This window comes from Raineyella antarctica (genome assembly GCF_900092135.1).
GTDB classification, from domain to species: domain Bacteria; phylum Actinomycetota; class Actinomycetes; order Propionibacteriales; family Propionibacteriaceae; genus Raineyella; species Raineyella antarctica.
This window is the reverse complement of sequence record NZ_FMYF01000001.1, coordinates 343,444-358,619: the sequence shown is the minus strand read 5'-3', so window position 1 is coordinate 358,619 and position 15,176 is coordinate 343,444. Positions and strand designations below refer to the sequence as shown.

Sequence of the window (15,176 nt, the reverse complement as noted above, 5' to 3'; positions counted from 1 at the left end):
AGCCTAGTCAGTACCTCTCGAGGAGCCGGGCGAAGTGGCAGGCGCTCAGGTGCTCGGACCCGCCGTCGGGACGAGGGTCCAGCGGAGGCTCCTCGGTGCTGCAGCGGGGCATGAAGTCCGGGTGGGCCTGTACCAGCGGGCAGCGGGTGTGGAACCGGCAGCCGCTCGGGGGGTTCGCCGGGGAGGGCACGTCACCGGTCAGCATGATCTGGTGCTTCGACGCGCGCGCCGACGGATCGGGCACCGGCACGGCCGACAGCAACGACTGGGTGTACGGGTGCGTGGACCGCTCGTAGATCTGGTGCTCGTCGCCGATCTCGACGATCTTCCCCAGGTACATCACCGCCACCCGGTCGGAGATGTGGCGCACCACCGACAGGTCGTGGGCGATGAACACGTACGCCAGGCCGAGTTCGTTCTGCAGGTCCTGCAGCAGGTTCACGACCTGGGCCTGGACCGACACGTCGAGCGCCGAGACCGGTTCGTCGCAGACCATCACCTTGGGGTTCAGCGCCAGTCCCCGGGCGATGCCGATGCGCTGGCGCTGGCCGCCGGAGAACTGGTGGGGATAGCGGTTGATGTGCTCGGGGTTGAGACCGACGAGGTCGAGCAGCTCCTGCACCCGCTTGCGGCGGCCGCCCTTCGGCACCACCTCGGGGTGGATGTCGAGCGGTTCACCGACGATGTCCCCGACCGTCATGCGCGGGTTCAGCGAGGTGTAGGGATCCTGGAAGATGATCTGGATGTCGCGGCGAGCGCGCCGCAGCTCCCCGGTCGGCAGCGCGAACATGTCCTGGCCCTTGAACCAGACCTTGCCCTCCGTGGGGGCCTCCAGCTGGACGAGCAGCCGCCCGAGGGTCGACTTGCCGCACCCGGACTCCCCCACCACCCCGAGCGTCTCCCCGGGGTACAGCTCGAAGTCCACCCCGTCGACCGCCTTGACGTCACCGACGTGGCGGCGGGTGACGCCCTTGCGGATCGGGTAGTACTTCTTCAGGCCCTCGGCCCTCAGGATGGGTTCGGCGCTCATCGTTCCCTCTCGGTCTCCAGCAGGTGCTGGCCCAGGAGCTGGTCGTAGTGGTGGCAGGCGACCCGGCGTCCGGGCGCGACCTCCAGCAGCGGCGGCGGATCTCCCGCACGGCAGATATCGGTGGCGAAGCGGCAGCGGGGGTGGAACGGGCAGCCGGCCGGGATCCGGGTCAGGTTCGGCGGCAGGCCACCGATCGCGTTCAGCCGCTCACCCTGCTGGTCCAGCCGCGGGATCGACTCCAGCAGTCCGAGGGTGTACGGGTGGGCCGGATCCGCGTACAGGTCGAAGACGTCGGCCTTCTCCACGAGGCGACCGGCGTACATCACGCCGATCCGGTCGGCGACGTCGGCGACCACCCCCAGGTCGTGGGTGATCAGGATCAGGCCCATGTGCGAGTCCGCCTGCAGCTCCTTCAGCAGGTCCATGATCTGGGCCTGCACGGTCACGTCCAGGGCAGTCGTGGGCTCGTCGGCGATCAGCACCTTCGGGTCCAGGGCGATCGCCATGGCGATCATGATCCGCTGGCGCATGCCGCCGGAGAACTGGTGGGGGTAGTTGTGCACGCGTTCGCGGGCCCCGGGGATCCGTACCCGCTCCATCAACCGGATCGCCTCGGCCTCGGCGTCGCGGCGGTTCATGCCGCGATGCACCCGGAACATCTCGGCAATCTGCCAGCCGACGCTGAACACCGGGTTGAGCGAGCTGAGCGCGTCCTGGAAGATCATCGCGATCTCGTCACCGCGGACGCTGCGCATCACCTTCTCGTCGAGGCCGATCAAATCGGTCCCGCAGTAGCGGACCGCCCCCGCCGTGACGAACGCCGGAGGGGTGTCGAGGATGCCCATGATGGCCTGGGCCGTCACCGACTTCCCCGAACCGGACTCGCCGAGGATCGCCAGCGTCTCGTCCTGGCGCAGCTCGAAGCTCACGCCGTTGATGGCGCGGGCGAGACCGTCACGGGTGCGGAACTCGACATGCAGGTCCTCGACGTCGAGCAGCAGGCCGTCGGTGGGGATCCAGGTGCGGGCGCCCGGCTCGCGGCGGGTCGGCCGCGTCGTTCGTACGCCGGAGGGTGGCGTGGTGGTCACGGGTCACTCCTTTCTCAGCGCAACTTCGGGTCGAGGGCGTCCCGGACGACCTCGCCGAGCATGATGAATGCCAGGACGGTGATGGACAGGAAGAGCGAGGGGAACAGCAGCATGTGCGGGGTTGACCGAACCAACCCGATGCCGGAGGCGTCCGAGATCGCCACGCCCCAGGAGATGGCCGGCGGCTGCAGGCCGATGCCGAGGAAGGACAGGGTCGCCTCGGTGGCGATGTAGACGCCGAGGTTGATGGTCGAGACCGCAATCACCGGCGCGACGGCATTGGGCAGGATGTGCGACCGTACGATCCGGCCGGGCCCTGCCCCGAGCGCGCGGGCGGCCTGGACGAAGTCGTGCGGCTTGACCTGCAGCACCGAGGACCGCATCAACCTGGCGATGCTCGGCCATCCGAGGATGCCGAGGGCGAGGACGACCTTGCCGACCATCACGAGGTACGGGGTGTCGAGCTTGTTGGGGAAGGTGTACAGGGCAAGGATGCCGCCGAGCAGCAGCGGGATAGCGAAGAAGACGTCGCCGACCCGGGACAGGATGGTGTCCCACCACCCGCCGAAGTAGCCGGCGAAGATACCGATCACGCCACCGATCATGGTGGTGACGAGAGTGGCGCCCAGACCGACCAGGATCGAGGAGCGGGCGCCGTAGATCGTCCGGGAGTACACGTCGTAGCCCTGACCGTCGAAACCGAACCAGGCGCCCGGCCCAGGCGCGATTCGCGCCTTCGACAGGTCGGCGTAGTTGGGGTCGGGCTGCGGGCTGAGGAAGGTGAACAGTTGCGGCACGATCGCCATCAGGACGACGAGCACGATCAGCCCGGCCGAGAACCAGAACAAGGGCCGCCGGCGCATCTCGAGCCAGGCGTCGGACCAGAGTGAGCGGGCCGGGCCCTGGTCCGGATCGGGGGTGAAGAGCGGAACGGCCGCGTCCTCGACCACGGCCTCTGGCGCGGCGGGCGCGAAGGCCGATCGGCGGTCACGCTCCGCCTGGGCCGCGGCGATGTCCTGTCGGTCAGTCATGGCTGATCCTCGGGTCGAGCACGCCGTACAACAGGTCGACGAGCAGGTTCATGATGAGGTAGACGAACACCAGGGAGACCACGGCCCCCACCACCGACACGCCGTCACGCGCGGTGATGGACCGGAAGATGAAACTGCCGATGCCGTTGATGTTGAAGATGCGCTCGGTCACGATCGCACCGCCCAGCAGGGCGCCGAAGTCGTACCCGATGTAGGTGACCACAGGGATCAGCGAGTTCCGCAGGGTGTGGATACCGATCGCGCGCCCCTTGCCCAGACCCTTGGCCTTGGCGGTACGGACGTAGTCGGAGCGCAGGTTCTCGACCAGGTTGGTCCGGGTCAGGCGCGCGACGTAGGCGACGGACACCGACCCCAGGACCAGGCCCGGGAGCAGCAGCTGTGACCACGTCCCGGCGGTCGAGGTGACCGGGAACCAGGCCAGCTTGATGCCGAAGACGAGCTGGGCCAGCGAACCCAGCACGAACACCGGGATGGAGATGATCAGCAGGCTGGTGAGGGTGACCAGGGTGTCCGGCCAGCGGCCTTTTCGCATGCCGGCCACGACGCCGGCCACGATGCCCACCAGGACCTCGAAGACGATCGCGATCACCGCCAGCTTCGCCGTGGTGGGGTAGCGGGCGGCAAGCTCCTTGCGCACCGAATTGCCGTAGAAGTTGGTGCCGAGGTCACCCTGCGCGAGCTTGCCCACGTAGTACGCGTACTGCACGACCACCGGCTTGTCCAGGTGGTACTCCTGGGTGAATTTCTGGACGTACGCCTCCGGACAGGCCCGTTCGCCGCAGCGCCCCGAGACTGGGTCGCCCGGGAGCGCGAACACCATCACGAAGATCAGGAACGTCGACCCGATCAGGACCGGGATCATCTGCAGCAACCGGCGGATGATGTATGTCACCATGTCTGCTCCTCTCGATCTGCCGCGACCACCTACGTATCAGTACAACTGCGCAGCGTACGCCGTGCGGCTGGGACGGTGCCCCACCGGCTCCCGGGTCGCTACTCGGGAGCCGGACATGGTCCGGCCCGACGGGGATTCCTCCCCGACGGGCCGGAACTCAGGCCGTACAGGTCCAGTGGACCCGGCTCACTTCTTCTGGATGGCCGCGTAGTCGATCACGCCGAACGCCGTCGCCTTGACGTTGGTGACGTTGGTCGACCAGATCAGCGGCAGGGTGGTGGACCACAGCGGCAGGACCGGCAGGTCCTTGGCGAGGATCTTCTCGGCCTCCTGGTACTTGGCGTTCGCCTCTGCGGGGGTCTTCGCCTCGTTGCCCTGGACGAGGAGGTTGTCGAACTCCTTGCTGGAGTAGTTGAAGTAGTTCGACGAGGCACCGGTCTGGTAGATCGGGGTGAGGAAGTCCTCGATCGACGGGTAGTCCATCTGCCAGCCGTAGCGGAACATGCCCTGGAGCTCGCGGTTCTTCATCTGGTCGAGCAGGGTCTTGAAGTCCGGGGTGACGATCACCTGGCAGTTGACGCCCAGGGTGTTCTTGATGGAGTTGCAGGTGGCGTCGGCCCACGGCTTGTGGCCGCCGTCGCCGTTCACCGCAAGCGTCAGCGTGCCCGAGTAGCCGCCGGCCTGCTGGAAGAGCTGCTTGGCCATGTCCGGGTTGTAGGTGCAGGTGTCACCGCAGGCGCCGGCCTTGTAGCCGTCGACGCTCGGGGCGACCCAGGAATCGGACGGGGCACGGGTGCCCATGAAGACCTGCTTGGTGATCTCCTCGCGGTTGATCGCCATCGAGATGGCCTTGCGCAGCGTCGGGTTCTGCAGCTTCTGGTCGACCGGGGAGAAGGCCAGCAACTGGATGACACCCTCCTTCGCCGTGAGGTTGCGGTCAGGGGCGTCGCTCTTCCACTGGTCGTTCACCAGCATGTTGGTGGGGACGATGTCGGTGGCGTCCAGGTTGTTGGCAACGACATCGGCGTACGCCGCGTCGACGGACTGGTAGATCCGGTAGGTGATCTTGTCCGTATGGCCGGCCCACTGTCCCTTGTAGGACGGGTCCTTCTGCACCACGATGTTCTGCGTGTCCTGGGAGACGAACTTGTACGGCCCGGCGCCGATCGGGTTCTTCTCGTAGGCCTTCGGGTCCTTGAAGAAGGAATCAGGCAACGGGGCGAAGGCGCTGTACCCCAGACGGACCGGCAGGTTCGAGACCGGGGTGGTGGTCTTGACGGTGAAGGTGTAGTCGTCGACGACCTTCAGACCGGCCAGCTTGTCGGTCTTCGGCTTGCTGGTCGCGCACTTCTTGTCCGTGCTGGGGCACTGCAGGTCAGCGAAACCCTCGACCGGCTCGTAGAAGGAGCTGCCCTGCTGACCATTGGGCGCGTAGGCGGCATAGTTCCAGGCATCGACGAAGTTCTTCGCCTTGACCGGGGTCCCGTCGTGGAACGTACGGTCCTGCTTCAGCTTGATGGTGAAGTTCTGGTTGTCCGTCGTGTCGATCGACTGGGCGAGGTCCATCTCGGGCGCCGCGGTGTCGACGTTGTAGTGCACGAGCTGGGACGAGATGGTGGAAAGGACCATGTTGCCGCAGGACTCGGTGGTGTTGGCGGGCAGCAGTGCCTCCTGCGGCGTACAGCCCCGGACGGTGATCTCGCCGCCGGTCCCCGCCGTACCGCTGTTGGAGGCGGATCCTCCTCCGCCGCTACACGCACTCGCCACCAGGGACAGGGTGGCGACCGCTGCCATCGCGGCCACTCGAACGCTTCGTCGCATCTGTTTCCTCCTAGTCCGGCCCGGACGACATCGCCGGGGCCCTGACCGACCGGTGGCCGGTTCTGGCTGCACAGCCGGCCCGGGGCCCGCCTGCAGCCGGCAGGACGTGGCTCACGTCCCACCGAACAGCACGCGAGTTGTACGTCGTACGTAGTAGACCGTAGCGGCTCTACGTGCTGTTGGTGGACGCTATCCGCACCGAGTAGGCCAGCGGAAGGATACAGGTCCGCATCGAGACCTTTTCGTTATCCGAGACCACTGGACGATCGGGCCTAGTCAATGAGCCGGCCGCGCTGTTCGGGCAGCAGGAAGGCGGCCGCCGCGGCGATCAGGAACGCCGCCCCGAACACCGAGAACGTGACGACGAAGCCGTACGCCTGCCCGCCCCAGCCGAGCAGGACCGGTACCAGCAGCGGCGCGATGATCGAGGCGATCCGGCCGAAGGCCGCGGCCGCCCCGGTTCCGGTCCCCCGCAAACGGGTCGGGTAGAGCTCGGGGCCGATCGCGTACAGCGCGCCCCAGGCGCCGAGGTTGAAGAAGGACAGGGCCATGCCTGCGGCGAGGACCTGCCAGACCACCAGCGCGCCCTCGCCGGTGGCGACCAGGCCGAAGGTGACGGCGGCCAGCGCTGAGCCGGCCAGGAACACCGCGAGGGTGACCCGCCGGCCCCAGACCTCGATCAGCCAGGCCGCGGCGAGGTAGCCGGGGATCTGGGCCACGGTGATCAGCAGCGTGTAGCCGAACGACCGGGGCAGCGTGAAGCCTTGCTCGATCAGCAGCGTCGGCAGCCAGGTGAAGGCACCGTAGTAGGACAGGTTGATGCCGAACCAGACCACCCAGAGGGCGGCGGTGCGGCGGGCCAGGGGTCGGGACCAGATCGTGGCGGCCTCGATGTCGTCGCTGCCGGTCGGCTGGAAGCGCGGCACCTTGACCCCGCGGAGCACCGGCGGTGAGGTCTCGAACGCCCGTACGGAGGCCTCCGCCTCGGCGTCCCGGCCCTTCGCCTCCAGGAAGCGGACCGACTCCGGCAGGCCGAAGCGGACCACCAGCGCGTACAGCGTGGGAAGGATGCCGACGGCGAGGGCCCAGCGCCATCCGCTCGCGAAGGAGGGGATGATGAAGTAGCCGATCAGCGCGGCGAGGATCCAGCCGAGCGCCCAGAAGGCCTCCAGGAAGACCACCATCCGGCCGCGGATGCGGGTCGGGGCGAACTCGCTGACCAGGGTGGAGGCGACCGGAAGCTCGGCTCCGAGGCCCAGCCCGACGACGAAGCGGAAGACGAGCAGGGCCGCGACCGACCAGGAGAGCGCGGCCGCACCGGTGGCCAGGCCGTAGACCAGCAGCGTCATGGCGAAGACCTGGCGCCGTCCGTACCTGTCGGCGAGGAGACCACCGAGGCTGGCGCCGATGGCCATGCCAACGAACCCGATCGAGGCGATCAACGACAGGGTGGACCGGCCCAGGTGCCACTCGACGGCCAGGGCGGCCATCACGAACGAGATCAGTCCGACGTCCATCGCATCCAGGGCCCAGCCGATCCCCGACCCGATCAGCAGCTTGTGGTGTTGCCTGGTGTACGGGAGCCGGTCCAGCCGCGCCGTGCGCGTGCTCCCCTGGTCCACCGCTCCGGCCTCCTGTGCAGGTGTCATGGCAGGAGTGTCCCACGGTGCGGTGTGGCCCGCGTCGAGTGGCGCGTCAGGGCTCAGCGGCTGCTGGTGTGGTCCTGGAAGAGGTCCGGCACGCCGTCCGCGTCGGTGTCCACCCGCTCGGCGGCCGCCACTGCGCGGTAGTGCGCGTTGCGCGGGGAGAGGATCGCGGAGGCCAGCAGGGCGGCCCCGACCGAGGCCAGCAGGATGCCGATCTTGGCGACGTCACCGTTGGTGGAGCCGGAGGGGAAGCTCAGCTCGGCGACCAGCAGCGAGACGGTGAAGCCGATCCCGCCGAGGGCCCCGAGGCCGATCAGGTCGATCCAGGCGATGTCGGGGTCCAGGTCCACTCCACGGATCCGGGTGATGAGGAAGGTGCCCCCGGCGATGCCGACGATCTTGCCGAGCACCAGCCCGACCAGGACGCCGAGTGCCACCGGCTCCTGCAGGGCCGAGACCAGCCCTGACCAGCCGCCGATCGCCACCCCGGCCGAGAAGAAGGCGAAGATGGGCACGCAGACGGCTGCCGAGAGCGGACGGATCCGGTGCTCCAGTTGGTGCGCCAGCCCGTGGTAGGACGGGTCATGGTCGGCCGGCAGCGGGCCGCCGCCGTCGGCGCGGTCGGTGGCGAGGACCGGGACGGTGAAGCCGAGCACGACGCCGGCGATGGTGGCATGCACACCGGAGTTGAGCAGCAGGGCCCAGGCCACCACACCGATCGGCAGCAGGATCACCCAGGCACCCCAGGCGTGCTGGCGGAACCATCGCTGGCCGCGCCGGGCCAGGACGGCGTACACGGCGACGGGGAGCAGGAAGAGCAGCAGGTAGAGGGGCTGCAGGTCGGAGGTGTAGAAGACGGCGATCACCACGATGGCGATCAGGTCGTCGACGATCGCCAGCGTGAGCAGGAAGGTCCGCAGCGCCGACGGCAGGTGCGAACCGATCACGGCAAGCACCGCCAGCGCGAAGGCGATGTCGGTCGCCGAGGGGATCGCCCAGCCACGCATCGCCTCGGCTCCGCCCCTGGCGGCGACGAGGAGGTAGAAGGCTGCGGGCACCGCGGCGCCGCAGAAGGCGGCCACGACCGGCAGCAGCGCGCGGCGCGGGTCGCGCAGGTCACCGGCGACGAACTCCCGCTTGAGCTCCAGCCCGGCCATGAAGAAGAAGACGGCGAGCAGGCCGTCCGCGGCCCAATGGCCGATCGAGAGGTCGAGGTGCAGCGGTCCGATGTCGGAGCCGAAGTGGGTGTCGCGGACCGCGAAGTATGCCTCGCTCCACGGAGAGTTGGCCAGCACGACCGCCAGCAGCGTTGCGGCCAGCAGCAGGATGCCACCCACGGACTCGGTCCGCAGCAGGTCCTGGATGCGCCGCCATTCCGGCCACGACCCGCGGGAGAGGGCGTCGGGGGCAGTCGTCTGGTCCGGGGACATGGTCCTCCTGGGTCACATGTTCAGCGACGGGGTTCCGTCACCGGCTGACCAGACTTCCCAGCACACCTCGGCAAAGTTTACCGTGCTGCAGGCGCCGGGCGCGAATCCTCGTCCCGGCGCCCCCAAGGTTCGGTCACCAGCGCGGCACGTCCGGCAGCGGTGAGCCGTCCGTCGTACGGACCCGCTCGGTGTGCCCGCGGGCGAGCCAGTCGACCACCCCGTCGCGCTCGCCGATGACCGTCGTCGCGCCGTCCCCGACCACCAGCTCGTCACCCTCGTACGTGGTGACGGTGAGTCCGGGAGCCTCAGGCTTGCCCTGCAGCATCCAGACCACGGAGTTCAGGGCGTCCAGCTGCGAGTCGGGATCGGCCTCGTGCAGCTCGAAGGTCGAGTCGAGGTCCTGGTGGTGGATGACCACCTCGGCACAGCGCAGGTTGGGCAGGGCATGCGACTGGAACGGGCGGCCCCGCAGGTCGACCTGCTCGGCGGCCCCTGGGGTGTCGATCAGGGCCTGGGCGCGCGCCATGAAGGCGGCGTGTGCCTGCTGCAGGTCGGCGAGCTGCTCCTTGGCGGGGCGGCCCGCGCCGGCCTCGATGTCGGCGTTGCGCTGCTCCGGGGAGGGGTACATCGGATCGCTGCTGCCGGTCAGTGCGTTGTCGAGCATGCGTGTCAGGGCCTCCGCCGAGCGCGCCAGGTGGGTGATGACATGCCCGCGGGTCCAGCCCTCGCACTGGGAGGGGCGGGTGATCTCCTGGTCGGTGAAGGAGGCGACGTTGGCCAGGAGCATGTCGGTCTCGCGCTGGAGCCGCTTGAGGTCGGCCAGGTACTGGGGACGAGTCGTCATGGTGCGAGCCTACGCAGGGACCGGGCCTGCGTCGCGTGAACCGGCGGGTCGGCTTCCGTCAGCTGTCGAGGACCCTGGCCAGGTCGGCGCGCAGGTGCTCCGGGCCGGTGAACAGCACCCCGCGCAGCCCGGCCGCCTCGGCGCCGGCCACGTTGACCGGTCGATCGTCCACGAAGACCACGTCCTGCGGTCGGTGGGCGAGATTGGTGAGGACGGCCGCGAAGGCGGCGGGGTCGGGCTTGGCCAGGCGCAGCCGGGCGCTGAAGTAGCGGCCGCGCATCGGGGCGAACGGCGGCAGGGCGTCGATCGCGTCGGCGATCACCCCCGGGGCGTTGGAGAACAGGGCGGTCGGGATCCCGCGGGCGACCAGGTCGGCATGGATGGCGATGACCGGATCCGACAGGTGCAGCCAGCTGTCGGTGTCCAGCCGGGCCAGGCCGGTCACGACCGGGGTCTCGAGCGTACGGTCGGCGATCGCCGACCAGTAGGCCGCATCGGTGAGGTCGCCGCTGTCGTACGCGTGGCGGTGTGCCCAGTAGCGCTGGTCGAAGGTCTCCAGGTCAAGGCCGCAGCCGGCGGCCAGCGACCGCCTGTCCTCGAGGGTCTGCGGGAGGCCCAGGACCTCCCCGAAGTCGAACAGCACGAGCACGGCCCACTCCCTCCTGCCGACCCGATGGCCGACGGCACGACACTAGCCGGGTCAGGCGCGGCGCCCGCGCCAGGGGGAGGAACCGAGCACGAGGCTGATCACCGAGATGACCACGGACCCCCAGAAGGCGGCCGGGAAGTCTGCGACGTTCCAGCCGATCCCCAGCATGCCGGCCAGCCACGACGTCAGCAGCAGCATGAGTGCGTTGATCACCAGCAGGAACAGGCCGAAGGTGAGGATCACCAGGCAGCCGGTGAGCAGTTCGAAGAGCGGCTTGACCAGGGTGTTGACCGCGCCGAGGATCAGCGCGACCAGGACGAGGGTCACGACGGTGCCCGTGATGTCTGCAGCGTGCACCGTGATGCCGCCGACCAGGAAGGTCGCCGCGGCCACGGCCAGGGAGTTCACCAACCAACGCCAGATCATTGCCCCATCCTCCCTGCCGAGGGGGCCGTACGCGTCAGGATGACCCCGGACACGACCCCGAACCCTTGGGCCCGACCCCCGGCTCTCCGGCTCTGGGCTCCGGCTCGCGGCTCTCCGGCGCTGGGCTCCGCCTACGCCTACAACCAGTCGTTGGCCCGGAACACCGCCCACAGGCCTGCCGAGGTGGCGACGATCAACCCGGCGCTGAGTGCCACGCCGAAGGGCTGGCTGAAGCCCCAGTAGGGGACGTTCTGGCCGAACCAGCCGGTGATGGCGGTCGGGACCGCAATGATCGCGCCCCAGCCCGCGAGCTTCTTCATGATCTGGTTCAACCGGGAGTCCTGCAGGGAGAGGTTGGTCTCGAACAGGGTGGTGACCATGTCCCGCAGCGACTCGGTCCACTCACTCGCCCGCAGGACGTGGTCGTAGAGGTCGTCGTACCAGGAGTCCAGGCCGTCGCTCTCACCGGCCCGGTGCCGCAGCAGCGTGTTGACCACCTCGCGCATCGGCAGGACGACCCGGCGGACCTGCACCAGGTGCTTGCGCAGCTCGAACACCTGCCGGATGAACGCCGAACTGGTCCGCCGCTGCCCGAACAGCAGGTCCTCGAGGCGCTCGGCCTCGTCGTCGAGCTGCTGGATGGTGTCGAAGTGCCCATCGACCACCACGTCGAACAGGCCGTGGACCAGTGCCCCGGAGCCGAACCGCAGCAGGTCGGAGGACTCCTCCCAGCGGCGGAGCACATCGGCCATGTCGAACTCGTCGTCGATCCGGATCGTGAGCAGCGCACGGGGTGTCACGATGCCGGAGACCCGGCCGGTGGTGATCCGTCCACCCAGCACCTCACCCTCCTCGGACGGCACCAGCCGGGCGGCGTAGACGGTGAAGAACAGGTAGTCCTCGTGCCGGGCGACCTTCGGCCGCTCCCAAGGCTCCAGGGCATCCTCCACGGCGGTGGCGGGCAGCCCCAGGTCCTCGGTCAGCTCGGTCAGCTCGTCCACGCCCGGGCGCAACAGGTCGATCCAGACCAGTCCATCGGCTGCCTGGACCGCGGCGGCGACCTCGTCGGGACGGACGTCGTCGTCGACGACCAGACCGCCCCGCCAGGACCGGCTCCGGGCGATGCTGGTGATCTCGGTCATGGCTCCCGTCCCTTTCGTACGCGCGGGCCCGGGGCTGCGGTGTGCACCGCAAGAGCCCTCAACGGTCCTCGTACGCCCCAGTCTGGCCTTTCAGCACCGGGTTCGCGCGCTCGGGCGCCCAGGGGTTCGACGGTCGCGGCGCCCATCCCTCGTCCGGGACCCCGCGGGCACCGACCGGACGGGCCGGGGAGGCCGGGAGCCGGTCGGCGGCGGGCACCTCGGCCGCGAGGGGGGCCACGGCCCGGGGACGGCGGCCGAAGCCGGCCAGCACGGCGGGCAGGCCGGCCCGGATCGAGGTGTCGGAGAGCGGGGAGCTCATCAGCAGGCCGATCACGAACGCCATGGCCAGTGCGATCCGCAGGGAGTTGGCCGGATGGTCGGCCAGGCTCATCATCCCGATGCCCAGCAGCCCGGCGCCGCACGCGGCGGCGATCCGTGACCCCTCACGGGCCGAGCGCCAGGCCCGCCAGCAGACCAGGCCGGTGATCGCCAGGACGGCGAGGAAGCCGATCCAGCCGGCCTCGACCAGCCAGTTCAGCCAGGTGTTGTGGGCGTGCTGGAACTGCAGCGAGCCGGGGATCGCCGCGTCCAGCAGTGCACCGGAACGTCCCATCCCGACACCGAGGGGGTGCCGGAACGCGATCCGGAGCGACTCGCCCCAGACGTGCGTACGGATCCCGGCGCCGGAGACCACCACCAGGACGATCGCCGCCACCAGGCCACCGATGACCAGCACGCCGCCCCGGCGCAACCGCAGACCGTAGGGGCGCAGCAGGGTGACCAGGGCGGCGGCGCCGAGCACGCCGGCGGCCATGCCCGCCCGGGACCAGGTGTGAAGCAGGGCCAGGGCGGCCAGCGCGACCAGTACCCAGCCGACCAGCCGCATCGAGCCGTTCAGCCACTCGTCCACGGCCAGCCAGGCCAGCGGCAGGATGAGCAGCAGGAACGCGGCCAGCAGGTTCGGGTTGGCGAAGGTGCCGATCACCCGGACCAGTGCGCCGGGCTGTTCGCAGCCGTCGGCCATCCCCGCCCCGGGGGCCCGGCAGAAGCCGGTCGGGGTCTGGGCCGCCGCCTGCTGCAGGGCGACCAGCGTGGCGACCGCGGCACCGGTGAGCGCCAGCACCAGGGCGGCCCGATGGGTGTCGCGGTGCGTACGCCGCACGATCACGACCAGGTAGTAGAAGCCGACCTCGGTGAGCAGCCAGCGCCAGCCTGCCATGCTGTCGGCGCGCCCGTACGACGCCAGCAGGCTCGTCAGGACCAGGACCAGCAACGGGACGTCGAGCCAGGTCCGCCAGGCCGCCCGGCGCGGTGCCACCACAGCCATCGCCACCAGGCCGACGACCAGGACGGCCCGCGCGGGCGTGACCAGCCAGAACCAGGCGCCGTCCGGCAGGATGTCGGTGACCGATTCCAGGAACATCAGGGCCACGCAGACCAGCCCCACTGACGTGAGGACGTCGTGCCACGGTTGCCGATCGGCCCACCGCGGGCGCGGCGCGTCGTCGACGGCGCGGGCCGGGCGCGGTCCTGCAAGGGTGGTTACCACCGGATCCGATGACGGAGGGACCCCGACAGCCTCAGAGATGCTCACGCGACATTCTTTCCACGAACGGGTGACATTCCGTCGCCCTGCCAGTTAACGGACAGCGACCGCCAACCGTACGCTGGGCGGCACCCGGCCCCGCCTCACCCCGCACCCCTCCCTCCTGGCCCTAGGGTTGGCGCGGGCAGGCCAGGACCACTCCTCGCTCCTCGGACCACCCGCAGGAGGCTCGGATGCAGCAGCGTGCACGACACAGGGGAACGACCGCCGCCGGCGCGACCGCCTGGCAGGTGGTGATCGGCTTCGGCCTGGTCAGCCTCTTCGCGGACATGGTGTACGAGGGTGCCCGCGCGATCACCGGTCCGTTGCTCGGCCAGCTCGGGGCCTCTGCCCTGGTGGTGGGGCTGGTCACCGGGGCCGGCGAGGCGACGGCGCTGGTGCTCCGCCTGGTGTCGGGCCCGCTGGCCGACCGGACCGGGCGCTACTGGTCGCTGACGCTGCTGGGCTACGGCCTGACGGCGGTCTGCGTACCCCTGCTGGCCATCACTCCGCTGGTCGGCGCGGCCGGCCTCGGCCTGGCGATCACCCTGATCCTGCTCGAACGGACCGGCAAGGCCATCCGCAGCCCCTCCAAGACGGCCCTGTTGGCCGACGCGGCCGGCAGTGTCGGACGCGGCCGGGGCTTCGGCGTGCACAAGTTCCTCGACGAACTGGGGGCGATCGCCGGTCCGCTACTGGTGTCCGTCCTGATCGCCACCACCGGGACAATCTCGCCGGCGATGGCCTGGCTGGCCGTCCCGGGCGCGATCGCCATCGCCGTGCTGTTCGTGCTGCGGATCCGGGTCCCCGACACGTCGGTGTTCGAGGAACAGCCCCGCGACGTCCCACCGCGGCCCGGCGCTCCTTCCCCCACGGACGGGCCGGCCCCGAGCCGACCCACGACCGCAGCCGCGCCCGGTTCGCCGGCCGGCTCCGCGGCGCCCGGAGCACGCGGATGGACCCGCAACTGGTGGGGACAGACGTTCGGGAGCGGACTGCCCCGGCGCTTCTTCCTGTTCTCCGGCTGCTCCGCCCTGGCCACCGGCGGCCTGGTCACCTTCGGCGTCATCTCCTTCCACCTGGTCCAGGCGCGGGTCCTGCCGCTGGCCGCCGTCCCCGTCGTCTACGCGGCCGGCCAGGGTGCCTCGGCCCTCGCCGCCCTCGCGACCGGGCACGGCTACGACCGCTGGGGACCCCGCGTGCTGTACGTCCTGCCGGTGCTGGTCGCCCTGGTCCCGGTGCTGGCGTTCACCTGGACCCCCTGGGTGGCACTGCTCGGCGTGCTGGCCTGGGGCGCCGCCAACGGCCTGCAGGACTCGACCGTGAAGGCGCTGGTCGCCGACCTGGTCGGGAGCAGCCGGCGGGCCACCGCGTACGGGGTCTTCGCGGCGATCCAGGGCGCCGCGGCGATCGCCGGTGGCACGCTGGCCGGCTGGTTGTACGACACCTCGCTCCCCACCCTGGTCGCGGTCGTCGCGGCCAGCCAGGTCGGCACCGCCCTGCTTCTGCGCCATACCCTCGCCGACGGCCGCTGACCGCCCCGGCCGCTGCGCCCCGCGCCTGATGTC

General features: G+C 70.0%; 13 protein-coding genes. 1 reads left to right on the top strand and 12 read right to left on the bottom strand.

All coding sequences use genetic code 11. The features are described from left to right. Positions 1 to 7 precede the first annotated feature (7 nt). From GA0111570_RS01600 to GA0111570_RS01545, 12 genes are all read right to left on the bottom strand, one after another. Entirely contained in the window at positions 8 to 1,030 is a 1,023-nt protein-coding gene (locus GA0111570_RS01600) for an ABC transporter ATP-binding protein (RefSeq protein ID WP_092605666.1), read from the bottom strand. Beyond that, positions 1,027 to 2,046, bottom strand: coding sequence for an ABC transporter ATP-binding protein (locus tag GA0111570_RS01595; RefSeq protein ID WP_092606011.1), 1,020 nt, complete (start codon positions 2,044 to 2,046; stop codon positions 1,027 to 1,029). The genes GA0111570_RS01600 and GA0111570_RS01595 overlap by 4 nt, the downstream gene beginning before the upstream one ends. A gap of 86 nt (positions 2,047 to 2,132) precedes the next feature. Further along, positions 2,133 to 3,149: an ABC transporter permease gene (locus GA0111570_RS01590; RefSeq protein WP_092605664.1), complete on the bottom strand. Its 1,017-nt coding sequence runs from the start codon at positions 3,147 to 3,149 to the stop codon at positions 2,133 to 2,135. Next, positions 3,142 to 4,065 carry an ABC transporter permease gene (locus GA0111570_RS01585; RefSeq protein WP_092605662.1) on the bottom strand — a complete coding sequence of 308 codons (924 nt, stop codon included), beginning with the start codon at positions 4,063 to 4,065 and terminating at the stop codon, positions 3,142 to 3,144. Before GA0111570_RS01585 ends, GA0111570_RS01590 begins: the two co-directional genes overlap by 8 nt. A gap of 186 nt (positions 4,066 to 4,251) precedes the next feature. Continuing rightward, entirely contained in the window at positions 4,252 to 5,886 is a 1,635-nt protein-coding gene (locus tag GA0111570_RS01580) for a peptide ABC transporter substrate-binding protein (RefSeq protein ID WP_092605660.1), read from the bottom strand. A gap of 272 nt (positions 5,887 to 6,158) precedes the next feature. Then, the gene (locus tag GA0111570_RS01575; protein ID WP_092605658.1) at positions 6,159 to 7,535 is read right to left on the bottom strand and encodes an MFS transporter; all 1,377 of its coding nucleotides are present in this window, start codon (positions 7,533 to 7,535) and stop codon (positions 6,159 to 6,161) included. Between the two features lie 53 nt (positions 7,536 to 7,588). Then, positions 7,589 to 8,962, bottom strand: a complete 1,374-nt coding sequence (gene nhaA / locus GA0111570_RS01570) for a Na+/H+ antiporter NhaA (protein ID WP_092605656.1) — start codon at positions 8,960 to 8,962, stop codon at positions 7,589 to 7,591. A 133-nt stretch (positions 8,963 to 9,095) separates the two neighbouring features. Further along, entirely contained in the window at positions 9,096 to 9,806 is a 711-nt protein-coding gene (locus GA0111570_RS01565; RefSeq protein ID WP_092605654.1) for a maleylpyruvate isomerase N-terminal domain-containing protein, read from the bottom strand. A 58-nt stretch (positions 9,807 to 9,864) separates the two neighbouring features. Further along, on the bottom strand, positions 9,865 to 10,455 hold the full coding sequence (locus tag GA0111570_RS01560) for an HAD-IA family hydrolase (RefSeq protein ID WP_092605652.1): 591 nt from the start codon (positions 10,453 to 10,455) through the stop codon (positions 9,865 to 9,867). A 51-nt stretch (positions 10,456 to 10,506) separates the two neighbouring features. After that, a complete protein-coding gene (locus GA0111570_RS01555; RefSeq protein WP_092605650.1) occupies positions 10,507 to 10,881 on the bottom strand; it encodes a phage holin family protein in 375 nt (124 codons plus the stop codon). 137 nt (positions 10,882 to 11,018) lie between these two features. Continuing rightward, positions 11,019 to 12,023 carry a magnesium transporter CorA family protein gene (locus GA0111570_RS01550; protein WP_092605648.1) on the bottom strand — a complete coding sequence of 335 codons (1,005 nt, stop codon included), beginning with the start codon at positions 12,021 to 12,023 and terminating at the stop codon, positions 11,019 to 11,021. A 58-nt stretch (positions 12,024 to 12,081) separates the two neighbouring features. After that, positions 12,082 to 13,617 carry an O-antigen ligase family protein gene (locus tag GA0111570_RS01545; protein ID WP_139283112.1) on the bottom strand — a complete coding sequence of 512 codons (1,536 nt, stop codon included), beginning with the start codon at positions 13,615 to 13,617 and terminating at the stop codon, positions 12,082 to 12,084. Positions 13,618 to 13,802: 185 nt separating this feature from the next. On the opposite strand from GA0111570_RS01545, the gene GA0111570_RS01540 reads away from it, so the two are divergent. Beyond that, complete coding sequence (locus tag GA0111570_RS01540; RefSeq protein ID WP_092605644.1) at positions 13,803 to 15,143, top strand: MFS transporter; 1,341 nt, start codon at positions 13,803 to 13,805, stop codon at positions 15,141 to 15,143. Positions 15,144 to 15,176: the final 33 nt, after the last annotated feature.